This is a genomic window from Micromonospora sp. NPDC047548, assembly GCF_040642975.1.
In the GTDB taxonomy this organism is placed as follows: Bacteria; Actinomycetota; Actinomycetes; order Mycobacteriales; family Micromonosporaceae; genus Micromonospora.
In genome coordinates this window covers 1-24,789 of the sequence record NZ_JBEYTI010000006.1, presented here as the reverse complement: position 1 = coordinate 24,789, position 24,789 = coordinate 1, and the positions used below count along the sequence as shown (strand labels likewise).

Below are 24,789 nucleotides of genomic sequence, written 5' to 3'. Positions count from 1 at the left end.
GACACGACCCGGAAAAGCGGCGATCTCCCGGGTTACGCCGTTACGGTGACTGTATGGCGGGCCGTACCTCTCAGGCGAGCCGGCGACGCGGCGCGTCGCCGCGCGGTACCACGAATAGCCGTGCCCGCCAGCCGGCGAAGAAGGCCACCAAGGCGACCGCCCGGCGACGGCCGGCGGCCCGGCCCGGCCCGGCGGTCTACGTCGGACGCGCGGTCGGTGCACTGTGGATGGGACTGGCGCACGGCGTGGGCTGGGCGGTCCGCGCCGCCGGCCGGCAGGCCGCCTCCGCCCGCGACCTCGACCCGGAGCACCGCCGCGACGGTGCCGGGCTGCTGCTTTTCGGCCTGGCCATCCTCAGCGGGGTGGGGATCTGGTTCGCCGGTGCCGGCCCGCTCGGGGCCCGGCTCGCCGACACCGTGCGGCTCTTCCTCGGCGCGATCGCGATCGTGGTGCCGGTGCTGCTGATGATCGGCGCCTGGCGGCTGATGCGCACGCCGGCCGACCCGGAACACCGCGGCCGCGGCCTGGTCGGCTGGGGCTCCATGCTGATCGCCACGGCGGCGATGCTGCACATCGGACAGGACCCGGTCGGCCCGACGCAGCGCGACTACGCCGGCGGGCTGATCGGCGCCGGGATCGGCGACCTGCTGGCGGCGGCGGTCACCGCCTGGGTGGCGGTGCCGCTGCTCATCCTGCTGCTCGTCTTCGGCCTGCTGGTGGTCACCGCGACCCCGATCAACAAGATCCCCGAGCGGCTGGGCCTGCTCGCCGGCACGCTGGTCGCCCCGCCGGCCGACCCGGAGGCGGAGGAGGAGACTCCGGCGAAGCCGGCCCGCCGCCGCGCGGCCAGGCGGACCGCGCCGCCGCCGCTGGGCCCGGACGACCCGGACGACGACCTCGACGGCGTCGACCTCCAGGACACCCTGACGCTGCCCCGCAGGCCGCGGGCGAAGGTGCCCGCCACCCGCAAGCCGGTCGAGCCGCCGGAGCACTCGCCCGTGCCCACCCGGGCCGAGCAGCTCGCGCTCACCGGGCTGGCCGGCGACTACACGCTGCCGCCGGCGAACATGCTCAGCGGCGGCGCCGCGCCGAAGACCCGGAGCAAGGCCAACGACGAGGTGATCGCGGCGCTGACCGGCGTCTTCGAGCAGTTCGACGTGGACGCCGCGGTCACCGGCTTCACCCGTGGCCCGACGGTCACCCGCTACGAGGTCGAGCTCGGGCACGGGGTCAAGGTCGAGCGGATCACCCAGCTCTCCCGCAACATCGCGTACGCGGTGAAGTCGCCGGACGTGCGGATCCTCAGCCCGATCCCGGGCAAGAGCGCGGTCGGCGTGGAGATCCCGAACACCGACCCGGAGAACGTCGCCCTCGGTGACGTGCTGCGCTCCCGGGTCGCCACCAGCAACCACCACCCGATGGTGGTGGCGCTCGGCAAGGACATCGAGGGCGGCTACGTGGTGGCCAACCTCGCGAAGATGCCCCACATTCTCATTGCGGGAGCCACCGGTGCCGGCAAGTCGAGCTGCCTCAACACCCTGCTCGTCTCGATCCTGACCCGGGCGACCCCGGACGAGGTGCGGCTGCTGCTGATCGACCCGAAGCGGGTCGAGATGACCGGGTACGAGGGCATCCCGCACCTGGTCACGCCGATCGTGACCAACGCGAAGAAGGCGGCCGACTCGCTGGAGTGGGTCGTCCGCGAGATGGACATGCGCTACGACGACCTCGCCGCCAACGGGGTCCGGCACATCGACGACTTCAACCGCAAGGTGCGCAACGGCGAGATCAAGGCACCGCCGGGCAGCGAGCGGGAAATGCGGCCCTACCCGTACCTGTTGGTGATCGTGGACGAGCTGGCCGACCTGATGATGGTCGCCCCGCGCGACGTGGAGGACTCGGTCGTCCGGATCACCCAGCTGGCCCGCGCGGCCGGCATCCACCTGGTGCTGGCCACCCAGCGTCCCTCGGTCGACGTGGTCACCGGCCTGATCAAGGCGAACGTGCCGTCCCGGCTGGCGTTCGCCACCTCCTCGCTGGCCGACTCGCGGGTCATCCTCGACCAGCCGGGCGCGGAGAAGCTGCTTGGCCGCGGCGACGGGCTCTTCCTGCCGATGGGCGCCTCCAAGCCGGTGCGGATCCAGGGCGCCTGGGTGACCGAGCGCGAGATCGCCGACGTGGTCAAGTTCTGCAAGGACCAGCGCGAGCCGGAGTTCCGCCCGGACGTGCTGGCCCCCGCGCAGGAGAGCAAGAAGAAGATCGACGAGGACATCGGCGACGACCTGGACCTGCTGGTGCAGGCGGTCGAGTTGGTGGTCACCTCGCAGTTCGGCTCGACCTCGATGCTCCAGCGCAAGCTGCGGGTCGGCTTCGCCAAGGCGGGCCGGCTGATGGACCTGATGGAGACCCGGGGCGTGGTCGGCCCGTCCGAGGGTTCCAAGGCCCGCGACGTGCTGGTCAAGCCGGACGAGCTGGAGGAGGTCCTGGTCGGCCTGCGCGGCGGCGAGGACTGACCGGTCCAGCACCGGCGGCACTTCCGGCGATGTGGCGGTCTTCTCCGGCCCGGGAGACCGCCGTTTCCGCGCCATGGCGACGGTCAGTGGTAGAGCTTGAGCCCCACCACGCCGGCGACCACCAGCAGCAGGCAGGCGATCCGGGGGAGGCTGGCCGACTCGCCGAGGGCCACCATCCCGACCAGCGCGGTGCCCACCACGCCGATGCCGACCCAGACCGCGTAGCCGGTGCCGACCGGGATCTCGCGCAGCGCGTACGCCAGCCCGAACATGCTGAGCACCAGGGTCACTGCGAAGACGAGCGAGGGGAGGGGCCGGCTGAAGCCGGCGCTGCGGTCGAGCGCGACCGCCCATGCGGTCTCCAACAGTCCGGAGACCACCAACACGATCCAGGCCACGGGTCATCACCTCGGGGAGCGGGCCCCGAACCCTCGGGGCCGGGACGAGTGGGTTCTGCTTGTCGCGGGGCGTCTTGGCCTGACCGGGTACGCCCACCACTCGTCCGGGACGGCCGGGGCCGCCACCGCCGACGGTAGCACCGCCCGGCGGGGCGGGTGGCCGGGCGGTGATCTGGCGCACCGCAGGTTGAGGTGAAGCTGACTTCAGGTTGCAGGATGGCAGCCATGACGCTGCTCTTCACCGACCGGGAGGTCGCCGCCGCCCTGGACGCCCCCGCGACCGTCGCGGCGATGCGGGACGCGCTACTGGCCGCCCACGCCGGCCGGCTCGTCGCCCCGCCCCGGGCGGCCGCCCCGTTGGGCGGCGGGCGGATGGTGCTCACCGCCGGCCACCTCACCGGCGAGTGGTACGGCTTCCGCTCGTACGACACCTTCTGCCTGCCGGAGTCCGAGCAGCTGGTGGTGCTGCACGACGGGCGTACCGGGGCGGTGCGGGCGGTGGCGGTCGGCGAGGAACTGGGCTCCCGGCGTACCGGGGGGCTGGGCGGGGTCGCGGTGGACGCCCTGGCGCGGCCGGACGCGGCCACCCTCGGGGTGATCGGCTCCGGCCGGCAGGCCTGGACGCAGGTCTGGGCCGCCGCGGCGGTGCGCCCGCTGCGCGAGGTGACCGTGCACAGCCGCTCCGCCGCCCGCCGGGAGGCGTTCGCCGCTCGGGTCCGTGCCGAACTGGGCGTGCCGGCCCGCGCGGTGGACTCGGCCCGGGCGGCGGTGCGGGGCCGGGACGTGGTGGTGCTGGCCACCACCAGCCCGACGCCGGTGCTCGACGCCGCCGACCTCGCCCCGGGCACCCACGTCAACACCGTCGGCTTCAAGCAGTCCGACCGGCACGAGTTCGGCACCGACCTGCTGGACGCCGCCGACGTGCTGGTCACCGACTCGCCGGCCCAGGCGTCCGCGTACACCCCGCCGATGCTCGCCGCCGTCGAGCCGTACGTGGCGCGGTTGGGTGACCTGGGCGCGGTGCTGGCCGGGGCGGTCCGGGGCCGGACCGGCGCGGACCAGGTCTCCGTCTTCTGCTCCACCGGCCTGGCCGGCACGGAGGTCTTTCTCCTCGACCGGCTGGTGCTCCTCGGCGCGGCGGCGGTCTGACCGGCCGGGGTGTGAGCCGGCCGATGCCGGCGGCCCGCCGTTGCCGGCCCCCGCCTCGCCGCCCGGTACCCTCGGATGGTGTCTGCCACCTCCCCTGCCGACAATTCCAGCTCGGCGCGTCTGGCGCCGCGCCGCGACCTGGAGCTGTCGTCCGCCCCCGACGGCCGCCGCGTCGCCCTGCTGACGCTGGGCTGCGCCCGCAACGAGGTCGACTCGGAGGAGTTGGCCGCCCGGCTGCACGCCGACGGCTGGCAGGTCACCACCGACGGCGAGGGCGCCGACGTGGTGGTCGTGAACACCTGCGGCTTCGTGGAGAAGGCCAAGCAGGACTCCATCCAGACCCTGCTCGCCGCCGCCGACACCGGCGCCAAGGTGGTCGCGGCCGGCTGCATGGCCGAGCGGTACGGGCGTGAGCTGGCCGACAGCCTCCCCGAGGCGCAGGCGGTGCTCAGCTTCGACGACTACCCGGAGATCTCCGCCCGGCTGAACGCGGTCGTCGCCGGCGAGGCGGTCGACGCGCACACCCCGCGCGACCGGCGCGAGTTGCTGCCGCTCACCCCGGTCTCCCGCCGGGGCAGCGCGGTCTCCCTCCCCGGTCACGGCACGCCGGCCCGGCCGGTCACCGAGACCGACGAGCACACCCCGGCCCACCTGCGCCAGGTGCTGCGTCGCCGGCTCGACACCGGCCCGGTCGCCTCATTGAAGCTGGCCAGCGGCTGCGACCGGCGCTGCGCGTTCTGCGCCATCCCGGCCTTCCGCGGCGCCTTCGTCTCGCGTGAGCCAGACGAGCTGCTGGCCGAGGCGGAGTGGCTGGCCAGAACCGGCGTCCGTGAGCTGGTGCTGGTCAGCGAGAACTCCACCTCGTACGGCAAGGACCTGGGCGACCCCCGGGCACTGGAGAAGCTGCTGCCGCAGCTGGCCGCGATCGACGGCATCGTCCGGGTGCGGGCGAGCTACCTCCAGCCCGCCGAAACCCGGCCCGGCCTGGTCGAGGTGATCGCCACCACGCCCGGCGTGGCACCGTACTTCGACCTGTCGTTCCAGCACTCCAGCGAGCCGGTGCTGCGCCGGATGCGCCGCTTCGGGTCCACCGACCGGTTCCTGGAGCTGCTGGCCGGCGCCCGCGCCCTGGCCCCGGAGGCGGGCGCGCGGAGCAACTTCATCGTCGGCTTCCCCGGCGAGACCCGGGCCGACGTGAACGAGCTGGTCCGATTCCTGACCGAGGCGCGCCTCGACGCGATCGGCATGTTCGACTACAGCGACGAGGACGGCACCGAGGCCGCCGGCCTGCCCGGCAAGGTCTCCGCCGCCACCGTCAAGCGCCGGTACGACAAGCTCAGCGCGCTCGCCGACGAGCTCTGCTCGCAGCGGGCCGAGGAGCGGCTCGGTTCGACCGTCGAGGTGCTGGTCGACTCGGTCGACGACGGCGTGGTCGAGGGGCGGGCGGCCCACCAGGCCCCCGAGGTCGACGGCTCGACGACGCTGGTCGCGCCGGTCGACGGCGGGGTCGACCTGGCCGCGCTGCGCCCCGGTGACCTGGTCCGCGCGACGGTCACCGCGACCGAGGGTGTCGACCTGGTCGCCGTGCCGGATGAGATGATCTCGGCGGCGTCCGGCGCGGAACGGTGACGGCGGGCCCGGAGGGAGCGGGGGAGCCACGTGGTGCGGTACCAGGTACGCCACGGCGACCGGAGCGGGGTGCGACCGTGACCGGTACGACGGAGTCGGCTCCGGTGGTCGCCCGGGTGCCGGTGCTCAACGCGGCCAACGCGCTGACCGCCCTGCGGCTGGCGCTGGTGCCGGTCTTCGCGGTGTCGGTGATCGTCTCGGGGGCGACCCACGCCGGCTGGCAGATGGCCGCCTGCCTGATCTTCGTGGTCGCCTCGGCGACCGACCTGGTCGACGGCTGGATCGCCCGCCGGTTCAAGCTGGTCACCTCGGTCGGCAAGGTCGCCGACCCGATCGCCGACAAGGCGCTCACCGGCGCCGCCCTGGTGCTGCTCTCCTGGTACGACCGGCTGCCCTGGTGGGTGACCGCGGTGATCCTGGCCCGGGAGCTAGGCATCACCGGGCTGCGCTTCTGGGTGATCCGGCACGGCGTGATCGCGGCCAGCCGGGGCGGCAAGATCAAGACGGCGCTCCAGATCCTCGCGATCACCTGGTACCTCTGGCCGATGCCGGCCGCGCTCGCCGCCGTCGGCCCGTGGATCATGGCCGCCGCCGTGGTCGTGACGGTGGTCACCGGCTTCGACTACGTCGTCCAGGCCCTCCGCCTGCGTCGTCCCACCCGCTGACCGGACCCTCGGGGCACGGGGTGGCCGTGACACGCCGGCGTTGTCAGCGCAACGGCTCCATGATCGACGCCTCGGGGCGGAGGATGAGTACGGCGCGGCAGGCGGGGAAGGGAAGCGGGGCATGGGGACGGATGCGAAGAACGAGCGGCCCGTCGGGAGCCCGGCGGCGACCGTGGTGCACAGCCTGCACGAGCGGCACGAGACGCTGGCCACCGTCGAATCCCTCACCGGCGGGCTGCTCTCCGCCTCGGTCGTGGAGATCGCCGGGGTCAGCGAGGTCTACCGGGGTGGCCTGGTGACGTACGCCACCGAGCTGAAGTCGGAGCTGGCCGGCGTGCCAGCGGAGCTGCTGGCGGAGCGCGGGCCGGTCGACCCCGACGTGGCGCGGGCGCTCGCCGAGGGCGGGCGGCGACGCTGCGGGGCCGACTGGGGGCTGGCCACCACCGGCGTGGCCGGGCCGGAGCCGCAGGATGGCAAGCCGGTCGGGCTGGTCTACGTCGCGGCGGCCGGGCCCGCCGGCACGACCGTCCGCCGGCTCGACCTGGACGGTGGTCGGGACCACATCCGCGCCGCCGCGGTGATCGAGGCGCTGCGGCTGCTGGCCGAGCAGGTCCAGGCCCCGGCCGGCGCCGGCGTGGACGAGCGTGCCGCCGCCAGCCCGGCCGGCCGGCGGTGACGGGTGATCGGATTTGACGGGCGGGGTGGGATGTCGCGGGGGCGGGCAACGGGTACGGTTGCGGGAAGGCTCCGGCGTGCGATGCCGGCTCCGGCGCGGGGGACCGCGTCCGGCGCGGGCGGGCGCCCGGGGGAGAGGGATTCCCGTCATGGGGAGGTGCGATGGTTCTGCTACGCCGCGTGATCGGCGACGCACTTCGGGCGCGCCGACAGGGTCAGCAACGCACCTTGCGTGAGGTCTCGACCGCCGCCAACGTCAGCCTCGGCTACCTGTCCGAGATCGAGCGCGGCCAGAAGGAGCCCTCCAGCGAGCTGCTGGCCGCCATCTGCGACGCCCTCGGCGCCCGCCTGTCCGAGCTGCTGCGCGAGGTCAGCGACACGGTCGCCCTCGCCGAGCAGCTGCCGGGGGTGCTCGTGCCGATGCAGGACGAGCCGACGCCGGCTCCGGTGGCCGTGCGCAAGCCCACCAACCGAAACGTCCGCCAGGTCAGCTCGGACGGCAAGGTGGCCGTCTCCGTGCGCCAGGAGTCGCCGCTGAAGGCCACCCTGCGCAGCACCCGGGTCCGTCCCGCCGAGCGGGACGTGGTCTGCGCCGCCTGACACCCGACGTCCGCACCGCATGGCCGCGCTCGCGCGCGCCGCGTAGGGTTGATCGCAGGCCGTACGGCGCACTCCCATGGTACGGATGTCCGACTGGCATCCGGCTGCGACGATGGGGGAACACCGCGCGGCCGGTCGGCCGGTCGGCCCGGTCCGGCTCCGGTCGAGGCGCAGCGACGCTACTGAGGGGATACCGCGGAGATGGCGAACCCGTTCGTCAAGGGCTGGCACTACCTGATGGCGCTCTTCGGTGCCAAGATCGACGAGCACGCCGATCCGAAGGTGCAGATTCAGCAGGCCATCGAGGAGGCGCAGCGCCAGCACCAGGCGCTGGTCCAGCAGGCCGCCGCGGTGATCGGCAACCAGCGCCAGCTGGAGATGAAGCTCTCCCGGCAGATGTCCGAGGTCGAACGCCTCCAGGCCAACGCCCGGCAGGCGCTGGTCCTCGCCGACCAGGCCCGCGCCCGCGGCGACGAGACTGAAGCCGGCCGCTACGAGCAGACCGCCCAGGTGCTGGCCACCCAGCTGGTCTCCGCCGAGCAGGCCACCGAGGACCTGAAGACCCTGCACGACCAGGCGCTCGGCGCGGCCGCCCAGGCCCGCCGCGCGGTCGAGAACAACTCGATGATCCTCCAGCAGAAGCTCGCCGAGCGCACCAAGCTGCTCAGCCAGCTGGAGCAGGCCAAGATGCAGGAGAGCGTGGCCCACTCGCTGGAGTCGATGTCCGCGGTCACCGCCCCTGGCAACACCCCCTCGCTGGACGAGGTGCGCGACCGTATCGAGCGCCGCTACGCCAACGCGATGGGCCGCGCCGAGTTGGCCGGTAACTCCGTCGAGGGGCGGATGCTGGAGATCCAGAAGTCGGCGCTGGACACCGCCGGCTCCTCCCGGCTGGAGCAGATCCGCGCGAGCATGGCCGGTGAGCAGCTCGGCAAGCAGGAACGGCCGGCCGTGCAGCAGCAGACCCAGCCGGCCGCCCCGGCGGCAGCCGACCCGGCCGCCGCCGCCCGGCTCGACGAGATCCGGGCGAGCATGACCCGCGACCGCGGCACGGGGGACACCACCGCCGCCGGTTGAGCGGACGGCACGAGGAGGTACGGGTGGCGGACGAGCGAGCACGGCACTTCCGTCGGCTGCGCCGGTTGCGGCGTTCCGCCCGACGGTGGAGCGTCCTGGCCGGTGGGCTCGGCGGCGCGGCGGCCGTGCTGACCCCGTACGCCGGGCTCGGGCTGCCCGATGCGGCCTGGGCCGGCGCGGCGGGCAGCGCGGTGGCGCTGGCCGCCTGGCGCTGGGTCGACCTGCGGGCCCTCGCGGCCCGGCCCGCACCGCCCGCCCTCGATCCGGCCGAGGCCGCCGCCCGGTCCCGGGCCCGGCTGGTCGCCGCCGTGGAGCGCCTCCCCGTCGGCCCGGGCGTGCTGGCCGAGGTGCGCCGGGTCCGCTCCCGGTTGGCGCTGCGCGGCACCACCGCCGCCGAGGCGTGGGCCCGGCTGGACCGGGCGGCGCTCACCCTGGCCGGGATGGCGCCCCGGTTGACCGGGCTGGCCGAGCCGGCGGTGCTGGAGGCCGCCGCGGCCGACCGCTCGCTGCGTGACCTGGCCGGTCGGGTGGCCAGCGTGGAACGTGCCCTGACGCTGGCCCCGCCCGAGGCCCGGCCCCGACTCGCCGAGGCGCACCGCACGCTGGTCGGCCAGCTCGACGGCGGGGTGGCCGCGTACGAGGGGCTGGTGGTGGCGGCGGCCGGCTACGTCGCCGAGGACGCCCGCCCCAGCACCGAGCACCCGGCCGCCTCCCGGCTGACCGAGGCGACCGACCTGCTGCACGGCGTCGCCTCGGCGCTGGCCGAGCTGCGTGCCGTCGGCGATCCGCTGCGCGCCCCCACCCGCTGACCGCCCACCGGGCGCGGCGCCCGCCACCGGGACCGTCGGCTCGCCCGGCGGGCCGGGGTCAGTCCGGCGTGGTGACCGGGGCCGGCCCGGTGAACGGCGAGCTGCCGACCACGTTGAACGAGCGGATCCGGTAGTGGTACGTCACCCCCCGGGCCAGCCCGCTGTTGGTGAAGCCCCGGCCGGTGACGGTGAAGGTGGCCAACCCCCGGGTGAACGACGGGTCGAGCGCCCGTTGCACGGTGAAGCCCGCGCCCGGCCCGCTCGGCGTGCCCGCCGCCCAGTTCAGCACCACCGTCGCGGTGTCCGGCGCGGGGGCGCTCGGGGTGGCGGTCACTCCGGTCGGCGTCGCCGGGGCCGGCGGGGTGATCACCGTGGCCACCGTCGACCACGGGGACGCCGCACCGAGGTACGTGGTGCGCACCCGGTAGTAGTACGTGGTGTCCGGGGCGACCGCCGGGTCGAGGTGGTTGTCCGCCACGCCGATCGCGGTGGTGGCCGGCCCGCTGGTGAAGGTCGGGTTGGTGGCCCGCTGCACGTCGATCCCGGTGGCGAAGGAGCGGTTGGTCCAGCGCAGCGCGATCCGCAGCGGCGCGGCCGGCGGGACGGCCGCGGCGATCCCGGTCGGCGTGGCGAGCCGCACCGACGCGGGGACGCTGTTGGACCAGGCCGAGCAGCTCACCGCGTTCTCCGCCCGGATGCGGTAGTGGTAGGTGACGCCGGGGGTGACCGTCGCGTCGGTGTACCGGGTGGCGGTGGCCGCCACCGTGATCGTGGTGAGCCCTTCGGCGAAGCCGGCGTCGGTGGCCCGCTGGAGCAGGTGACTGCTGGCCGGCGGGCGGCTGCCGTTGCCGGTCCAGGTCAGGGCGATCGCCGGCAGTGCCGTCGCCGAGCCGGGTACCGGCGTGGCGGTGAGCCCGCTCGGCCCCCGGGGGGAGACCCGCAGCACCAGCGGCCGGCTCATCCCCAGGTCGCGCAGGCCGGCCGCGCCGCTGGACCAGCGGTACTCCCAGCCGAGGTTGACCAGTTGGTTGACCACCGCGGCCGGGCGCCCGTCGAGCGGGCTGACCGGGGTGGAGCCGACCCGGGCGCCAGCCGGCCGGCTCGGGTCGAGCAGCCGCAGGCTGTCGCCGATCTTGAACGGCAGCGGAGGCACCACCGGACGCAGCGCCACCACCACGTCCTCGGCGGGGTTCACCCGGATCGTCTCCTTCCAGCCCAGCTCCCCGGCGTCGGGGAGCCGGACCGTGCCGTCCCAGCCGACCCGGTTGAGCACCTGCACGTCGCAGCCGCCGATCCGCACCACGTGCGTCTGCCGGCCGGTGCCCCTGATCCGCCACACCTGGGAACCGTCGGCCGTCGCGTCCTGCGGTCCGGTCGGGTCGGCGGCGACGAGCACCTCGGTCGCCGGGTCCGCCGGGCCCAGCGGCAGGGACGCCGGGCCGAGCGGTCCCGCGTACGGGTGGGCGACGCCGAGCCGCCCGGCCTGCCGGCCGTGCCCCGGCTCGAAGACCTGCCCGACCGTCTTCACGTGGACCGGCAGGGTCACCGGGGCGGCGGCGCCGGCCGGGGTGAAGCTGACCGTGGTGGCGTGCACCGGCACCTGCGTCCGGCGGGCGGTACGGGTGCCGAACGCATGGTCGTACTCGGGCTGCGGCACGATCGGCGGCCGTTGGCTGGCCGCGTACGCCCCGGGCAGCCGCTCGGCCAGCCGGCCCAGGTCGTACGGGTCGGCGGGAGTGCCGGCCACCCGGAACTGGAGCAGGGTGCGGGTGTTCGGGCCGTACCCGGGGCGGGTGCCGGCCACGCCGCCCTCGGCGCTGCCGTCCGGGGCGTCGGTGTGGTGGTCGTACCGGGGGTCGAAACAGGGCAGCGGGGCCGGGGCGTCGTTGTAGAGGATCAGCGTGCCGCCGGGCGGGACGGTGGAGAAGTCCACGACCACGTCGGCCCGTTCGCCGGGGGCGAGCAGCAGGGCGTGCCCGTCCACGTTGAGCACGGTCGGGTCGCGCCGGTCGTAGCGGTAGCCGACCGGCCGGTTCGGCACCACCACCGGCGCGGGGAGCAACCCACACTCGTTGCCGATCCGGATCATGCGCGGCCCCGCCGCCCGGGGGTCGGGCACGCCCCCCTCCCGCCCGTCGGTGGGCCAGTCGGCCGGCCGTCCCGAGACCCGCATCGCCTCCACCATCGGCACCTCACCGGCCCCGGCGTCGGCCAACGCGCCGTCGGACCGCCACATCGGAGCGTCCGAGCAGGCCCGGTAGAGCGCCAGGTTGAGGCTACGGTCGGCGCAGGCGTTGAGGATCCGGAACCGGTACGCCTTCGGCCGCACCGTCAGGTACGGGTACGCGACGCCGTTGACCAGCGGGGTGTCCCCGTACGCCTCGGGCACCGCGGTGGGGTGCGGCACGCCCGGCGCCCGGGGCGGCTCCTCCGGGGCGGCGACCGGATCGTGGTTCGGGTTGTCCACCGGGCCGGCCCCGACCGGGTCCCCGCTGCCCGCGCCAGGCATCCACGGGCCGTAGTCCCACCGCCCGGTGGGGTTGCGCCCCGACGGGACGTACGGGTTCTGCCGGGGCTGGTAGACGTGCGGGTGCCACAGGTTGCCCCGGGTTCCCCACCGGTCCCGGTCCCAGGTCGGGTCCTGTTCGGCGAGTTGGGCGTCGTCGGGGACGAAGGTCTTGTCCTGGACCACCAGGGGGAACTGCTCGGCGGGCAGCACCCCGTCGGCGACCAGCCGTTCCTCGGCCGGGTCGGTGAGCAGGTAGAGCGCCAGCTGCCCGGAGTAGACGGTCAGCCGGGACAACCCGAGGGTGTTGTCGTGCAGCCACATCAGCCTTCCGCTCTGCTCGTTCGGGAAGTAGAGCGTGGTGGCGCCGAGGCCAGGGGGCGGCATGTCCGGCACGTGGCTCAGCCCCGGCCCGTTCGGGTATGGGGTGATCTCGCCCGCCGGGGTCACCCACTGCCACGGGTTCCCGGCGCTGGTCCAGCCGGTCTGCGCGCCGGCCAGGTGCAGCACCGCCCGGTTCTGCGGGTACGGGGCCGGCCCGTCCAGCGGCCCGGTGCCGGCCCCGTCCAGGCTGGTGTCGACCGGGAGGAAGAGTTCGCCGGCCCGCCCGGTGGGCAGCTGGTTGATGAACTTGACCCGTACCGGCCGCCCCCGCCGCGCGACGATCATCGGGCCCAGGTGGTACGGCCGTTCCGGCGGGGCGACCGTGTTGTGCCCGTCGGGGTCGGTGCCGAGGTTGAGCTGCCGGTAGCCGCGCAGCCGGGAGGTGGGCAGGTCGCGGTGCAGCCGCTGGGTGTACTCGCGCAGCCCGATCTCGTAGTAGTCGCAGCCGGGATAGCTGATCGTGTCCGGCACCGCGACCGGCAGGAGCCCGCCCAGCCCGTTGCGCCCCAGCGGGCCGGGCAGCGGCAGCGCGTCGACGAACTTGCGGACGCCGGTGCCCGGGACCACCCGGCCGTTCCCGTCGAGCGCCGGCAGCGGGCTGTGCGCGAAGTTGGGCACCGGGCCGAAGCAGCGCGGGACGGCGGCCGGGTCCAGGCTGGCTGGTGCCGGCCCGGCCGGCTCGGCGGTCCGGGCGGCCGGCACGGTGGGTCCCCCGGCGCGGTCGCTGCGGACCGCGCGGACCGGCCAGCTGGAGCGCAGTCTGCGGAACAGGGCCATGGCTCTCCCCCGGGGCTCGGGGCACGACGGCCGCCACCTCGACGTGGCGGGTGGTCGCGCCCGGCAGTGACGAACGGTGAGCACTCAACCGCAGCATGCGACCTGGGAGGCCGGTTAGGAATTACCCAATCGTCCCAATCCCGTGCGTGTCTCGTCTGATGGGAGTCGCAGGTCAGGGCAGCGACGGGCCGGGTGCGGGCTGGCACACCGGGCACCAGTAGGTGACCCGCTCGCCCAACTCCTCCTTGCGGATGGCGGTGCCGCAGCGCAGGCAGGGCTGTGCGCGCCGGCCGTAGACGTAGCTGGTCCGGCCCCGGTGCAGCGAACCGGTGGTGCTCTGCGTCCAGCGGCCCCGGTTGGCCGTCAGCAGTCGCTGGGCCAGCGTCACGGTGCCGGCCAGGTCGGGCACCGCGCCGACCGGGGTCCACGGCGAGACGCCGCGCAGGAAGAGCACCTCGCACTTGTAGAAGTTGCCGACCCCGGCGAGGTTGGTTTGGTCCAGCAGCGCCTGGCCGATGGTGGCCTCCGGGTGCGCAGCGAGCCGGCGGAGCGCCTCGGTCGGGTCCCAGTCGGGGCCGAGCAGATCGGGGCCGAGGTGCCCGACCAGGGACTCCTCGTCGGCCGTGGGCAGCAGGGCCAGCTCGTGCAGGTGGTAGCCGACGGCCACGGCACCCGTGCCGCACAGCACCACCCGGATCAGGTGCGCGGGCCGGGCCGTCCAGCGTTCCCCCGGCGCATACGCCCGCCAGGCGCCGTCCATCCGCAGGTGCGAGTGCAGCGTCCAGTGCCGGGTGTCGGACCGCTCCTCGGGCGCGGCCAGGCGCAGCAGCAGATGCTTGCCGCGGCTGGCCGACTCGCGCACCGTCCACCCGGCGAGGTCGGTGGCGGCCAGCTGCGGCACCCGGAAGTCGCTGCCGGTCAGCGTGGCGCCGCCGAGCGCCCGGTGCAGGACGCGGGCGGTGTTCCAGACGGTGTCACCTTCGGGCACCCCGCCATCCTCCCCCGCCCGAGCCGAATCACTGCTGACCCGCGCCTCGGCCGGGCCCTCCACCGGGTCCGGTGGGCCCGGGTCGGGCCGCCGGAGTTCGTGGCCTTCTACCGTGCGCTGATGGCCGCCCCACCGCCGGAGGACCGGCGCGCCCGGATCGCCGGTCAGAGCCGGCAGACGGTCAGGGGCGCTCCTCGGGACGGGGCGAACGGACCATGTCCTGATAGCGCGGGTGGCTGGCGCCGTAGACGTGGAAGTTGAGCCGGGCGTGCGTGAGGCTGAGGTCGCCGTTCGGGCCACCGCGCACCACGTCGGCGTCGGCGTCGGACTGGCCGTCGTCGGTCCAGAAGCAGACTGGGCAGGTCCCCCCGCCGGTCCGGGACGCGCAACACGGACAGACGACGGGAACCCAGTGCTCACCCACCGGGGCAGCATCCCACACTCGATGCGGGCCGGGGAGGCGCGGTCTCAGCCGCCGGTCACCGGCAGGACGTCCCCGGGACGTACGGCGAGCAGGTCGACCGCCCGGCCGTTGGTGACCGCCACCGCCACCAGTCCGGCGGAGTCGGCGTACGCGACCAGTCCGCCGGCCGGCGCGTCGGTGAAGGGTACGCCCGCGCACCGCCTCCCGGTTGGCCACCCCCTCTCCCCCCGGCCGGGTGGAAAGCTGATAAAAGTTCACTAAACCGGCAGCCGGCTCCCGGGCCTTATGGAAGGGTCGCTACGGGCGCCCAACCGACTCGAGACGGCGAAAGGCACCACAATTTCCCCTCTCCGAAGCCAGCTGTGGCTCCCGTGCCCGCGTCCGCGACAGCTACCTGGCTGACCGGCGGACGCAGGCTTCCCCGTCAGCCGATGCAAAGGAGCAGAAATGGCGACGAAGATCGCGCGGCTGGTGACGATCGGAGCGGTGGCGGCAGCTACCGCCGTGGGCAGTCCGGCGATGGCGGACGGCGGAGGTCACGGTGATGACCGCGCTCCTCGCTTCGATGTCATCAACCAGGTGTCAGACCAGGAGTCCCGAAGACCGGCCGTCGTCGACCCGGACGCGGTCAACTCGTGGGGTCTGGCCCTGGGGCCGACGACGCCGCTGTGGGTGTCCAACAACGGCACGAACACGGCCACCGTCTATCGCGGGGGTGTGGACGGCGAGCCCGTCACGAAGGCGGATCTCACCGTCACGATTCCTGGCGGAGCGCCGACCGGAGCGGCGTTCAACGACACGGATGGCTTCGAGGTGCCGGGACGGGGTGACGACGAACCGGCCCGGTTCATCTTCGTGAGCGAGGGCGGTGACGTCACGGCCTGGAACCCGAACGCGGGCACCGAGGCGGTCGTCGTCGCCCACACCGACGGTGCGATCTACAAGGGAACCGCGCTGCTGGAGACGGACTTCGGCGACTTCCTGCTCGCCACCGACTTCCACAACGCCCGCATCGACGTGTTCGATGAGAACTTCGAGAAGGTCGAGCTGCCGGACTTCGTCTTCCAGGACGAGGACCTCCCCGAGGGGTTCGCACCGTTCAACGTGTTCACGGTCGGTCAGCGGGTCTACGTCACCTACGCCAAGCAGGACGAGGCGGCCAAGGACGAGGTGCATGGTGCGGGGCTCGGCTTCGTGGACCTCTTCACCCACTTCGGCAGGGACGTGCGCCGGGTCGCCAGCGAGGGGACCCTCAACGCGCCCTGGGGTCTGGCCATCGCGCCGGAGGGCTTTGGCGAGTTCACCGACGACCTGCTGGTCGGCAACTTCGGCGACGGCCGGATCAACGTCTTCGACCGCGACGAGTTCGAGGGCCAGCTGCGGGACGATGACGGTGACACGATCACCATCGACGGCCTGTGGGCGTTGCTGCCCGGCACCGAGACGACAGGCGGCGAGGGAACGCTCTGGTTCAGCGCCGGGCCGGACGACGAGCAGCACGGCCTGGTGGGTCAGTTGATCCCGACGAGCTGACAGTCGGCTCGCACCCGCGGCGCCTCCGGCAATGACCGGGGGCGCCGCGGCGTGTTCTCCTACGCGCCGCCGGGTCCCGGCCTTCCGACGCCGCCGGTGCCGGCAACGTCCGCCCCGTGGTCGTCGGGGCGGTTCCGAACGTGGTGCCGGCGGCCTGTCCGGTCCGCCCGGCGAGACGTGTCCCCGTGAGCGTGATACCTCAGGGTTATCACTATGCCTTCGAGGTATCACGCTCGCGGAGGCACCGGCCGCCAGCCGGCGACACGCCGAGCAGCGGCGCGTGCGGCGTGCGGTGGCGGTCGGCACCGGACGCGCAGGGCAGTGGCGCGTGCGGGTGCGGCGGTCGACGGTCAGCCGCGCAGCCGCAGCCCCCGGGGGGTGGCCCGGAAGCCGGCGGCGGTGAGCGCGTCGCGCAGCGGCGAGGAGCGCACCGCCTCGCCGTCGGCCCGCTCCACCGACATCGCCCCCAGCGCGCCGGAGTGCACCGCGTCGGCGAGCGCCTTGCCGGCCGCGGCGAGCGCCTCGGTGTCGTCGGTGAACGACAGGATCGTCCGGCCGCCCCGCTCGACGTAGAGCACCAGATCCCCGTCCACCAGCACCACCAGCGCGCCGGCCTTGCGCCCGGCCCGGTGCCCGGTCGCCGGGGTGGCCCCGTCCCCGGAGTCCACCACCCGTTCCGGCCAGGGCAGCGCCGCCCCGTACGGGTTGGCCGGGTCGGTTGCGGCGAGCACCAGCGTCGGCCCGCCCCGGCCCCGCGCCCCGACGGCCGGGTCGGCCAGGGCCCGGATCCGGTCCACCGCCCCGGGCACGGCGAACTGGGCGGCGCCCAGCCCCTCGACGAAGTAGCCGCGCCGGGCGGCACCGCGCTCCTCCAGCGCGGAGAGCACCGGGTAGACCGCGGCGAAGCCGCCGGCCACCTGCTCGGCCACCACCGCGCCCCGGGTCACCACCCCGTGCCGTTCCAGCAGCACGTCGGCCAGCGCGGCGGAGCGTCGGGTGGGGTCGGTGTCCCGCTCCGGCAGCCGGGACCAGCGCCCGGCCACGGTGGGCGGGCCGCCGCGGGTAGGCAGCGCCACCCGGCCCGGACGGCGGTAGCGGGTGCGCGGCGCGGACGGTCGGGACCGGTGCGCGCCGCCACCGCCGAGCACGGCCCGCAGCGGGGCGAGGGTGTCGTTGGTGAGCTGACCGGCCCAGACCAGATCCCAGATCACGCCGGTCAGCGCCGCGTCGTCGGTGGCGCCGACCCGGTCGGACAGCGCGCGGAAGAAGAGCGCCTGCCCGTCGGCGAGGGCGTCGAGCACCGCCTCGTGCAGCGGGGTGCGGCTCAGCGCCTCGTCCGGCGGCGGGAGCAGCAGCGGTGCGGCGTCCGCGTACGCCAGGGTGACCCAGCCGTCCCCGCCGGAGATCGCCCCGGAACCGGCCCAGAGCACCTCGCCGGTGGCGCACAGCTCGTCGAGCTGAGCGGGGGAGTAGTCGGCGACCCGGGCCGGCAGCACCAGCCGTTCCAGCGCGGACGCCGGCACCGCCGCCCCCTGCACCTGCTCGATGGTGGCGGCCAGCGCCTCCACGCCCCGCGCCGACGAGCCGACCTGCTGCCAGCGGGGCAGGAACGCGGCCAGCGCCCGGGGCGGCACCGGCTCGATCTCCCTGCGCAGCGCGGCCAGGCTGCGGCGACGCAGCAGCCGCAGCACCTCGGCGTCGCACCACTGGGTGCCGACGGTGTCCGGGGCGAACTCGCCGGAGAGGACCCGCCCGGTGGCGGCGAGCCGGCGCAGCGCCTGCTCCACCACGAACACCCCGAGCCCGAAGCGGGCGGCGCAGGTCGCCGCAGTGAACGGCCCGTGGGTGCGGGCGTACCGGGCCACCAGGTCGCCGAGCGGGTCGGTCACCGGCGTCAGGTACGCCTCGGCCACCCCGACCGGCAGCGCCACGCCGAGCGCGTCGCGCAGCCGCGCGGCGTCCTCCACGACCACCCAGCGTTCCTCGCCGGCGACGCGGACCCGCAGCGCCCGGCGGGCGGCCTCCAGCTCGGTCAGCCACGGCACCGGCGCGCCCCGCTCGGCCAGCTCCGCCTCGGAGAGGTCGCCCACCACCCGGAGCAGCTCGACCACGTCCTCCGCGTCGCGGGGCCGGCGCTGCTCGGTCAGCCAGCGCAGTTGGCGTTCGGTCTCGGCGAGGACCGCCGGGTCCAGCAGTTCGCGCAGGTCGACCCGGCCGAGCAGCTCGCCGAGCAGGGCCGAGTCGAGCGCGAGCGCGGCGGCCCGGCGCTCCGCGAGGGGGGCGTCCCCCTCGTAGAGGAAGGCGCCGACGTACCCGAACAGCAGTGAGCGGGCGAACGGCGACGGTCGGTCGGTCTCCACCTCGACCAGGCGTACCTTGCGGGCGGTCAGGTCGCGCATCAGCTCGGCCAGGGCCGGTTGGTCGAAGACGTCCTGGAGGCACTCCCGGGCGGCCTCCAGGGTGACCGGGAAGTCGGCGTACTCGCGGGCGACGTCGAGCAGCTGCGCGGCGCGCTGGCGCTGCTGCCACAGTGGCTGGCGGCGGCGCGGGTCGCGGCGGGGCAGCAGCAGCGACCGGGCGGCGCACTCGCGGAACCGGGACGCGAAGAGCGCGGAGGTGCCGACCGACTCCTCGACCATCTGGGCGATCTCGTCGGGCTCGAAGACCACCACGTCGGCGCCGGGTGGCTCCTCGGCGGTGTCGGGCAGCCGCACCACGATGCCGTCGTCCGCGGGCATGACCTGGGCGTCCACCCCGTACCGCTCGGCGAGCCGGCGGCCGATGGCCAGCGCCCACGGCCCGTTGACCCGGGCGCCGAGCACGCTGTGCACGGCGAGCCGCCAGTCGCCCAGCTCGTCGCGGAACCGTTCGACCACCACCGTGCGGTCGTCCGGCAGCGAGCGGGTGGCGGCCTTCTGCTCGCGCAGGTACGCCATGAGGTTGCCGGCGGCCCAGTCGTCCAGCCCGCCGGCGCGCAGCGCGGCGACCGCGGTCTCGTCGCTCTGCCGCAGCAGGGCCCGGACCCGGGCGCCGATGGCGCGACCCAGCTCCACCGGCCGGCCGAGCTGATCGCCCTTCCAGAACGGCATCCGGGCGGCCTGGCCGGGTGCGGGGGAGACCAGCACCCGGTCGGGGGTGATCTCCTCGATCCGCCAGGAGGAGGAGCCGAGCAGGAAGACGTCGCCGACCCGGGACTCGTAGACCATCTCCTCGTCCAGCTCGCCGACCCGGGCGGCGCGTTCCGCGCCGGCCAGGAAGACCCCGAACAGTCCCCGGTCGGGGATGGTCCCGCCGCTGGTCACGGCGAGGCGCTGGGCGCCGGGCCGGCCGGTGAGCACGTCGGCGGCGCGGTCCCAGACCAGGCGGGGGCGCAACTCGGCGAAGGCGGTGGACGGGTAGCGCCCGGAGAGCATGTCCAGCACGGCGTGCAGCGCGGAGTCGGGCAGCTCGGCGAAGGGGGCGGCGCGGCGTACCACCACGGCCAGGTCGCCGACCCGCCACGGCTCCAGGGCCACCATCGCGACGACCTGTTGGGCCAGCACGTCGAGCGGGTTGCGCGGGTAGTGCAGCTCCTCGATGGCGCCCTCGGCCATCCGCTCGGCGACCACTGTGCAGGAGAGCAGATCGCCCCGGTGCTTGGGGAAGACCACGCCCCGGGAGACCGCGCCCACCTGGTGCCCGGCCCGGCCCACCCGTTGCAGGCCGGCGGCGACGCTCGGCGGCGCCTCGATCTGCACCACCAGGTCGACCGCGCCCATGTCGATGCCGAGCTCCAGGCTGGAGGTGGCCACCACGGCGGGCAGCTGCCCGGACTTGAGCGCCTCCTCGATGTGCTTGCGCTCCTCGCGGGACACGCTGCCGTGGTGGGCGCGGGCGATCACCGGCGGCGCGCCGGCCGCCGCGCCGGACTGGGCCATCACCTCGGCCGGCGGCCGGTCGGCCCGGACCGGCCCGACCGGAGCGTCGCCGCCGCCCGCCGGGCTGTCGCCGCCCGCCGGGCCGTCGTCCCACGCCGACTCGTCGGGTACGCGCACCGGCCCGTCGCCGTGGGTGGTGCGCCCGGCTCCGGGGCCCACCAACGGGGCGCTGGTGTCGGCCAGCTCCTCGGCGGCCAGCTCGTTGAGCCGGGCGCAGAGCCGTTCGGCGCTGCGCCGGGAGTTGGTGAAGACGATGGTCGAGCGGTGCGCCCGGATCAGCGAGAAGACCCGTTCCTCGACGGCCGGCCAGATCGACGCCCGGCGGGGCCCCGGCCCGCCCAGGTCGTCCTCCGGCTGCTCCTGCTCGTCGAGGCGGGTCATGTCCTCCACCGGCACCTGGACGCTCACCTCGATGGTCTTGGCGCTGGCCGGCTGCACCACGTCGACCGGGCGGGCGCCGCCGAGGAACCGGGCACACGCGTCGATCGGCCGGACCGTGGCGGAGAGGCCGATCCGTTGCGCGGGTCGGTCCAGCAGCTCGTCGAGGCGTTCGAGGGACAGCGCGAGGTGCGCGCCGCGCTTGGTGCCGGCGACCGCGTGCACCTCGTCGACGATCACCGTCTCGACGCCGCGTAGCGAATCCCGGGCGGCCGAGGTGAGCAGCAGGAACAGCGACTCGGGCGTGGTGATGAGGATGTCCGGCGGGGTGCGGGCGAAGGCCCGCCGCTCGTCGGCGGGGGTGTCGCCGGTGCGCATCCCGACGGTGATCTCCGGTGGCGCGACGCCGAGCCGGGTGGCCGCCTGGCGGATGCCCGCGAGGGGGGCTCGCAGGTTGCGCTCGACGTCGACCGCGAGCGCCTTGAGCGGGCTGACGTAGAGCACCCGGCAGCGCTGCCGCGCCTCGGCGGGGGGCGGCTCCTTGGCCAGCCGGTCCAGCGACCAGAGGAAGGCGGCGAGCGTCTTGCCGGAACCGGTCGGCGCGACGACCAGCGCGTTGCGCCCCGCGGCCACCGAGTGCCAGGCGCCCGTCTGCGCCGGAGTGGGCGCGGCGAAGGCGGCCGTGAACCACTCCCGGGTCGCCGCGCCGAACCCAGCCATCACCCGCGCGCCGTCGGCCCGGCCCACCTGCTCAGTCACGCCCTCCATCCTGCCCGGTCGGGGTGACAATGAGTCCGGGGCGTGGCGTGGTCTGCCCGGCTGTGGCTGCTTACGGGGTGGATGAGCCGCTTGACGTGTTAAGTCTTACTTAACTGCTTGCTTGTGTCGCGCGACATAAAGTAACTTTACTCGCAACGCAGCGTCGGGTGGAGGGGTTCGGATGACCGTCGAGGAGCCCGCCTCCACGCCCGCCACCGACGTGCTCATCCGCAAGGTCGACAGTCACCTTTCCGCCGTCCGGGGCAGCCTGCGCGGCCCCGAGCTGGAGCTCGCCGAGCGGCTCGCCCGTTCCCTGCGCGAGCTGGTGATCTCCACCGCCCAGGCCAGCGCCGCCGACCGGGGGCAGGTGCGCGCCGCGGTGCACTACTTCGTCCTGCGCCGGGAGAGCCGGGGCAACCTGCTTTCGGTACGCTCGCTCGCCGCCGCCCAGCGCGTGGTCAACAAGGTCGTCGTCCAGCTCGGCCGTCCCGACCTGCTGGTCGAGACCCGCCGGGACCGGCCGTCCCGGGAGACCGCCGTCCCGGCCGGCGACGTCGCGCGGCGCTGACCGCCGATCAGTGCGGCCCTGGCCTCGGCGGGCGCGTCGGGGCGCCCGCGCCGCACTGGCCAGCGCGCCCGTGGCCCTGCCGGGCGGCGGCCCGGCGGGGCAGGCGCGCCGCGACGGCCGCGACGGGAGAGCCGTCGTGAGCGCGGGTACGCTCGCCGACTGGCTGGCGGCGGTCGCCCTGGTGCGGGGCGCTGCTCAGCCTGGTCGCCGGGATCGGGGTGCTGCGCTTCCCGGACGTGCTGGCCCGGATGCACGCCGCCACCAAGCCGCAGATGATCGGGCGGGCCGGGTACCGGTCGGGGCGGGTGGACCGGGCCCTGCTCGACCGGGACGAACTCGCCGACCAGCGGAAATAGGGGATGAGCGGCGGCTTTGTCCCCACCCTCAGCGGGCGTTCAGCGACCGCCGATAGAATTGCCGCATGATCGACTCTTCTGCCCAGGAGGGCAGCAGTAGCCAGCCGGGACATGCCCGGCATCCCTTCGCCCCGACGTCCCCGGGAGCCCTGAGCGACCCGTGTTGATCGTCGTCGGTCTCGTACTCATCATCGTTCTCACCGCCGCCACCGGCTACTTCGTGGCCCAGGAATTCGGCTACGTCGCGGTGGACCGCGGCCGGCTCAGGCAACAGGCCGACGAGGGCGACCAGGCGGCCGCCCGGGCCCTGGTGGTCACCGGCCGGCTCTCCTTCATGCTCTCCGGCGCCCAGCTCGGCATCACCGTGACCGCCCTGCTGGTCGGTTACGTCGCCGAGCCCTACCTGGGCGCCGGCCTGGCCGAGCTGCTCGGCGGCGCCGGCGTCTCCACCGCGGTCAGCCTCCCGCTCTCGGTGGTGCTGGCCCTGGTCATCGCCACCGTGGTCCAGATGGTCCTCGGTGAGCTGGCCCCGAAGAACCTGGCCATCGCCCGCGCCGAGCCTCTCGCGCGGGCGCTGAGCCGCTCCACCCTGATGTACCTCAAGATCGCCGGCCCGCTGATCACGCTCTTCGACCGCGCGGCGGTGCGGCTGCTGCGCCGGTTCGGCATCGAGCCGATCGAGGAGCTGCCCACCGGCGCCACCCCCGAGGACCTGGAGCAGATCATCGCCGAGTCCCGGGAGGAGGGGCGCCTCGACGCCGAGATGTCCGACCTGCTCGACCGGGGGCTCGACTTCCGGGAGCTGACCGCCGGGGAGGCCATGGTGCCCCGGGTCGACGTGCACACCGTACGGGCGCACGAGCCGGTCAGCCGGGTCGTGGAGCTGCTGGACACCGGCCACTCCCGCTTCCCGGTGCGCGGCGCCGAGGGCGTGGACGACCTGGTCGGCGTGATCGGCATCGCCGACGTGCTCGGCGTCCCCCCGGCGCAGCGGGCCACCACCCCGGTCAGCGCGGTGGCCGTACCCCCGTTGCTGGTGCCCGAGACGCTGCCGCTGCCGACGGTGCTGGACCGGCTGCGGTCCGGGCACCGGCAGCTGGCCTGCGTGGTCGACGAGTACGGCGGCTTCGCCGGCGTGATCACGCTGGAGGACATCGCCGAGGAACTGGTCGGCCCGATCCGGGACGAGGACGACCCGCCGGAGCGCGCCCCGGCCCGGCAGGAGGACGGCTCCTGGGTGGTGCCGGCCCGCTGGCGGATCGACGAGGTCGCCGACAGCACCGGCATCGCGCTGCCCGAGGCCCCCGAGTACGACACCCTCTCCGGGTTGGTCATGCGGGAGCTGGGGCGGGTGCCCGAGGTGGGTGACCGGCTGGAGATCAGCCTGCCCGCCGACGGCGAGGAGCCGCGCGAGCGGCCGAGGGCCCTGGTCGAGGTGCTCGCGGTGGACCGGCACGTGGCCGACTCGGTGCGGCTGCGGATGGCCGGCGAGGCCCCCGGTGGGGAGGTGGCGGCATGAGCCCCGGCGTGGCCCTGCTGGTCTCGGCGCTGCTGCTGGCGCTCAACGGCTTCTTCGTGGCCGCCGAGTTCGCGCTGGTGGCGAGCAAGCGCTACCGCCTCGAACAGGTGGCCGCCGGTGGCGGCCGGGCGGCCCGCGCCGCCCTGGACGGCGTCCGCGAACTGTCGCTGATGCTGGCCGGCGCGCAGCTCGGCATCACGCTGTGCACCCTGGGTCTCGGCGCGCTCGCCGAGCCGGCGATCGAGCATTTGCTCAGCCCGCTGCTGCACGTGGTGGGGCTGCCCGAGGCGGCCAGCCACGCGGTCGCGCTGGTCTTCGCGCTGGCGCTGGTGACCTTCCTACACCTGGTGGTCGGCGAGATGGCCCCGAAGTCCTGGGCGATCACCGACGCCGAGCGGTCGGCGGTGCTGCTGGCGCTGCCGTTCCGGGCGTTCGCCCGGGTCGCCCGGCCGGTGCTGTCGGCGCTCAACGCGCTGGCCAACGCGATGCTGCGGCTGGTCGGGGTGCAGCAGCAGGACCAGCTCGCCCAGGTGCACGGCCCGGACGAGTTGCGCATCCTGCTGGAGCAGTCCCGCGAGCACGGGCTGCTCGGCGCCGAGCAGCACCACCTGCTGACCAGCATGCTGGAGTTGCAGGGCACGACCGTCGCCGACGTGATGGAGCCCTTCGGCGAGATCGTCACGGTCCGCCGGGACGACAGCGCGGAGCACGTCGAGCAGGTCAGCCGCGACAGCGGCCGGTCCCGGCTCGCCGTGCTCGACCCGGGCGGCGAGGTCTGCGGCCTGGTCCACGTCCGGGAGGCGGTGCGGGCGGTCACCGCCGGCCGGCCGGCGACCGCGGGCGAGCTGATGACCCGGGCCTTCACCCTGCCGGGGACCTCCTCGGTCACCGAGGCGGTGGCCGCGATGCGCGCCGACCAGGCCCAGCTGGCGCTGGTCCGCAACGGCGGCGGCCCGACCCGGCCGATCGGCTTCGTGGCGCTGGAGGACCTGCTGGAGGAGGTCATCGGCGAGTTCGACGACGAGACCGACCCGGTGCCGCGCGGGCGGCGCCTGCGCTGACGCCGCACCGAAGTCCCTGGCCGGCCGCCGGGTCCCCGTGACCCGGCGGCCGGCCCGCATTCCAGCCCAGATCCGCGCCCGTCGGGTGCCACGCTGCCGCGCGG

18 protein-coding genes, 1 pseudogene and 1 riboswitch are annotated in these 24,789 nt (G+C 74.9%); of the genes and pseudogenes, 13 read left to right on the top strand and 6 right to left on the bottom strand.

The features are described 5' to 3' along the window. The first annotated feature begins 53 nt into the window (after window positions 1-53). On the top strand, window positions 54-2,513 hold the full coding sequence (locus ABZ807_RS08255; RefSeq protein WP_357154251.1) for a DNA translocase FtsK 4TM domain-containing protein: 2,460 nt from the start codon (window positions 54-56) through the stop codon (window positions 2,511-2,513). An 83-nt stretch (window positions 2,514-2,596) separates the two neighbouring features. Here ABZ807_RS08255 and ABZ807_RS08250 read toward each other — a convergent pair whose 3' ends face one another. Further along, window positions 2,597-2,911: an SMR family transporter gene (locus ABZ807_RS08250; RefSeq protein ID WP_357154249.1), complete on the bottom strand. Its 315-nt coding sequence runs from the start codon at window positions 2,909-2,911 to the stop codon at window positions 2,597-2,599. A 63-nt stretch (window positions 2,912-2,974) separates the two neighbouring features. Next, a riboswitch (guanidine-III (ykkC-III) riboswitch) is annotated at window positions 2,975-3,038 on the bottom strand. Between the two features lie 98 nt (window positions 3,039-3,136). On the opposite strand from ABZ807_RS08250, the gene ABZ807_RS08245 reads away from it, so the two are divergent. From ABZ807_RS08245 to ABZ807_RS08215, 7 genes are all read left to right on the top strand, one after another. Continuing rightward, window positions 3,137-4,060 (top strand): ornithine cyclodeaminase family protein, encoded by a 924-nt coding sequence (locus ABZ807_RS08245; protein WP_357154776.1) that lies wholly within the window; start codon window positions 3,137-3,139, stop codon window positions 4,058-4,060. 75 nt (window positions 4,061-4,135) lie between these two features. Next, window positions 4,136-5,689 (top strand): 30S ribosomal protein S12 methylthiotransferase RimO, encoded by a 1,554-nt coding sequence (rimO, locus tag ABZ807_RS08240; protein WP_357154247.1) that lies wholly within the window; start codon window positions 4,136-4,138, stop codon window positions 5,687-5,689. A gap of 77 nt (window positions 5,690-5,766) precedes the next feature. Beyond that, window positions 5,767-6,354 carry a CDP-diacylglycerol--glycerol-3-phosphate 3-phosphatidyltransferase gene (gene pgsA / locus ABZ807_RS08235; protein ID WP_357154244.1) on the top strand — a complete coding sequence of 196 codons (588 nt, stop codon included), beginning with the start codon at window positions 5,767-5,769 and terminating at the stop codon, window positions 6,352-6,354. A gap of 121 nt (window positions 6,355-6,475) precedes the next feature. Next, window positions 6,476-7,030, top strand: a complete 555-nt coding sequence (locus ABZ807_RS08230) for a CinA family protein (RefSeq protein ID WP_357154242.1) — start codon at window positions 6,476-6,478, stop codon at window positions 7,028-7,030. A 161-nt stretch (window positions 7,031-7,191) separates the two neighbouring features. Next, the gene (locus ABZ807_RS08225) at window positions 7,192-7,629 is read left to right on the top strand and encodes a helix-turn-helix transcriptional regulator (protein ID WP_357154240.1); all 438 of its coding nucleotides are present in this window, start codon (window positions 7,192-7,194) and stop codon (window positions 7,627-7,629) included. A gap of 201 nt (window positions 7,630-7,830) precedes the next feature. Beyond that, window positions 7,831-8,706 carry a PspA/IM30 family protein gene (locus ABZ807_RS08220; RefSeq protein WP_357154239.1) on the top strand — a complete coding sequence of 292 codons (876 nt, stop codon included), beginning with the start codon at window positions 7,831-7,833 and terminating at the stop codon, window positions 8,704-8,706. 23 nt (window positions 8,707-8,729) lie between these two features. Next, window positions 8,730-9,515 (top strand): hypothetical protein, encoded by a 786-nt coding sequence (locus ABZ807_RS08215; RefSeq protein WP_357154238.1) that lies wholly within the window; start codon window positions 8,730-8,732, stop codon window positions 9,513-9,515. A gap of 58 nt (window positions 9,516-9,573) precedes the next feature. Here the strand turns inward: ABZ807_RS08215 and ABZ807_RS08210 are convergent, their stop codons facing one another. From ABZ807_RS08210 to ABZ807_RS08195, 4 genes and pseudogenes are all read right to left on the bottom strand, one after another. Then, the gene (locus ABZ807_RS08210) at window positions 9,574-13,182 is read right to left on the bottom strand and encodes a hypothetical protein (RefSeq protein WP_357154237.1); all 3,609 of its coding nucleotides are present in this window, start codon (window positions 13,180-13,182) and stop codon (window positions 9,574-9,576) included. A gap of 172 nt (window positions 13,183-13,354) precedes the next feature. After that, window positions 13,355-14,170, bottom strand: a complete 816-nt coding sequence (locus ABZ807_RS08205; RefSeq protein WP_357154235.1) for a zinc finger domain-containing protein — start codon at window positions 14,168-14,170, stop codon at window positions 13,355-13,357. Window positions 14,171-14,351: 181 nt separating this feature from the next. After that, window positions 14,352-14,594 (bottom strand): CPCC family cysteine-rich protein, encoded by a 243-nt coding sequence (locus ABZ807_RS08200; protein WP_357154233.1) that lies wholly within the window; start codon window positions 14,592-14,594, stop codon window positions 14,352-14,354. Between the two features lie 44 nt (window positions 14,595-14,638). Further along, window positions 14,639-14,810: pseudogene (locus ABZ807_RS08195) on the bottom strand (SAM hydroxide adenosyltransferase); the annotation flags it as partial. A gap of 231 nt (window positions 14,811-15,041) precedes the next feature. On the opposite strand from ABZ807_RS08195, the gene ABZ807_RS08190 reads away from it, so the two are divergent. Further along, the gene (locus ABZ807_RS08190) at window positions 15,042-16,127 is read left to right on the top strand and encodes a TIGR03118 family protein (protein ID WP_357154231.1); all 1,086 of its coding nucleotides are present in this window, start codon (window positions 15,042-15,044) and stop codon (window positions 16,125-16,127) included. Between the two features lie 350 nt (window positions 16,128-16,477). On the opposite strand, the gene ABZ807_RS08185 is transcribed toward ABZ807_RS08190, so the two are convergent. Beyond that, complete coding sequence (locus ABZ807_RS08185; RefSeq protein WP_357154228.1) at window positions 16,478-21,190, bottom strand: DEAD/DEAH box helicase; 4,713 nt, start codon at window positions 21,188-21,190, stop codon at window positions 16,478-16,480. A gap of 172 nt (window positions 21,191-21,362) precedes the next feature. Here ABZ807_RS08185 and ABZ807_RS08180 point away from each other — a divergent pair, with 172 nt between their 5' ends. The 4 genes from ABZ807_RS08180 to ABZ807_RS08165 all read left to right on the top strand — a co-directional run bounded on the left by ABZ807_RS08180 (window position 21,363) and on the right by ABZ807_RS08165 (window position 24,685). Continuing rightward, the gene (locus ABZ807_RS08180; RefSeq protein WP_357154226.1) at window positions 21,363-21,749 is read left to right on the top strand and encodes a hypothetical protein; all 387 of its coding nucleotides are present in this window, start codon (window positions 21,363-21,365) and stop codon (window positions 21,747-21,749) included. Between the two features lie 218 nt (window positions 21,750-21,967). After that, entirely contained in the window at window positions 21,968-22,105 is a 138-nt protein-coding gene (locus ABZ807_RS08175; protein WP_357154225.1) for a monovalent cation/H(+) antiporter subunit G, read from the top strand. 160 nt (window positions 22,106-22,265) lie between these two features. Then, the gene (locus tag ABZ807_RS08170) at window positions 22,266-23,624 is read left to right on the top strand and encodes a hemolysin family protein (protein WP_357154223.1); all 1,359 of its coding nucleotides are present in this window, start codon (window positions 22,266-22,268) and stop codon (window positions 23,622-23,624) included. Further along, window positions 23,621-24,685 carry a hemolysin family protein gene (locus tag ABZ807_RS08165; protein ID WP_357154222.1) on the top strand — a complete coding sequence of 355 codons (1,065 nt, stop codon included), beginning with the start codon at window positions 23,621-23,623 and terminating at the stop codon, window positions 24,683-24,685. The genes ABZ807_RS08170 and ABZ807_RS08165 overlap by 4 nt, the downstream gene beginning before the upstream one ends. Window positions 24,686-24,789: the final 104 nt, after the last annotated feature.

Bases quoted from the DNA above. Each gene is read 5' to 3' on its own strand.
- ABZ807_RS08210 (WP_357154237.1), bottom strand. From the start codon at position 13,182: ATGGCCCTGTTCCGCAGACTGCGCTCCAGCTGGCCGGTCCGCGCGGTC.
- ABZ807_RS08190 (WP_357154231.1), top strand. From the start codon at position 15,042: ATGGCGACGAAGATCGCGCGGCTGGTGACGATCGGAGCGGTGGCGGCA.
- ABZ807_RS08180 (WP_357154226.1), top strand. From the start codon at position 21,363: ATGACCGTCGAGGAGCCCGCCTCCACGCCCGCCACCGACGTGCTCATC.
- ABZ807_RS08225 (WP_357154240.1), top strand. From the start codon at position 7,192: ATGGTTCTGCTACGCCGCGTGATCGGCGACGCACTTCGGGCGCGCCGA.
- ABZ807_RS08255 (WP_357154251.1), top strand. From the start codon at position 54: ATGGCGGGCCGTACCTCTCAGGCGAGCCGGCGACGCGGCGCGTCGCCG.
- ABZ807_RS08220 (WP_357154239.1), top strand. From the start codon at position 7,831: ATGGCGAACCCGTTCGTCAAGGGCTGGCACTACCTGATGGCGCTCTTC.
- ABZ807_RS08230 (WP_357154242.1), top strand. From the start codon at position 6,476: ATGGGGACGGATGCGAAGAACGAGCGGCCCGTCGGGAGCCCGGCGGCG.
- rimO (WP_357154247.1), top strand. From the start codon at position 4,136: ATGGTGTCTGCCACCTCCCCTGCCGACAATTCCAGCTCGGCGCGTCTG.
- ABZ807_RS08245 (WP_357154776.1), top strand. From the start codon at position 3,137: ATGACGCTGCTCTTCACCGACCGGGAGGTCGCCGCCGCCCTGGACGCC.
- ABZ807_RS08185 (WP_357154228.1), bottom strand. From the start codon at position 21,190: ATGGAGGGCGTGACTGAGCAGGTGGGCCGGGCCGACGGCGCGCGGGTG.
- ABZ807_RS08165 (WP_357154222.1), top strand. From the start codon at position 23,621: ATGAGCCCCGGCGTGGCCCTGCTGGTCTCGGCGCTGCTGCTGGCGCTC.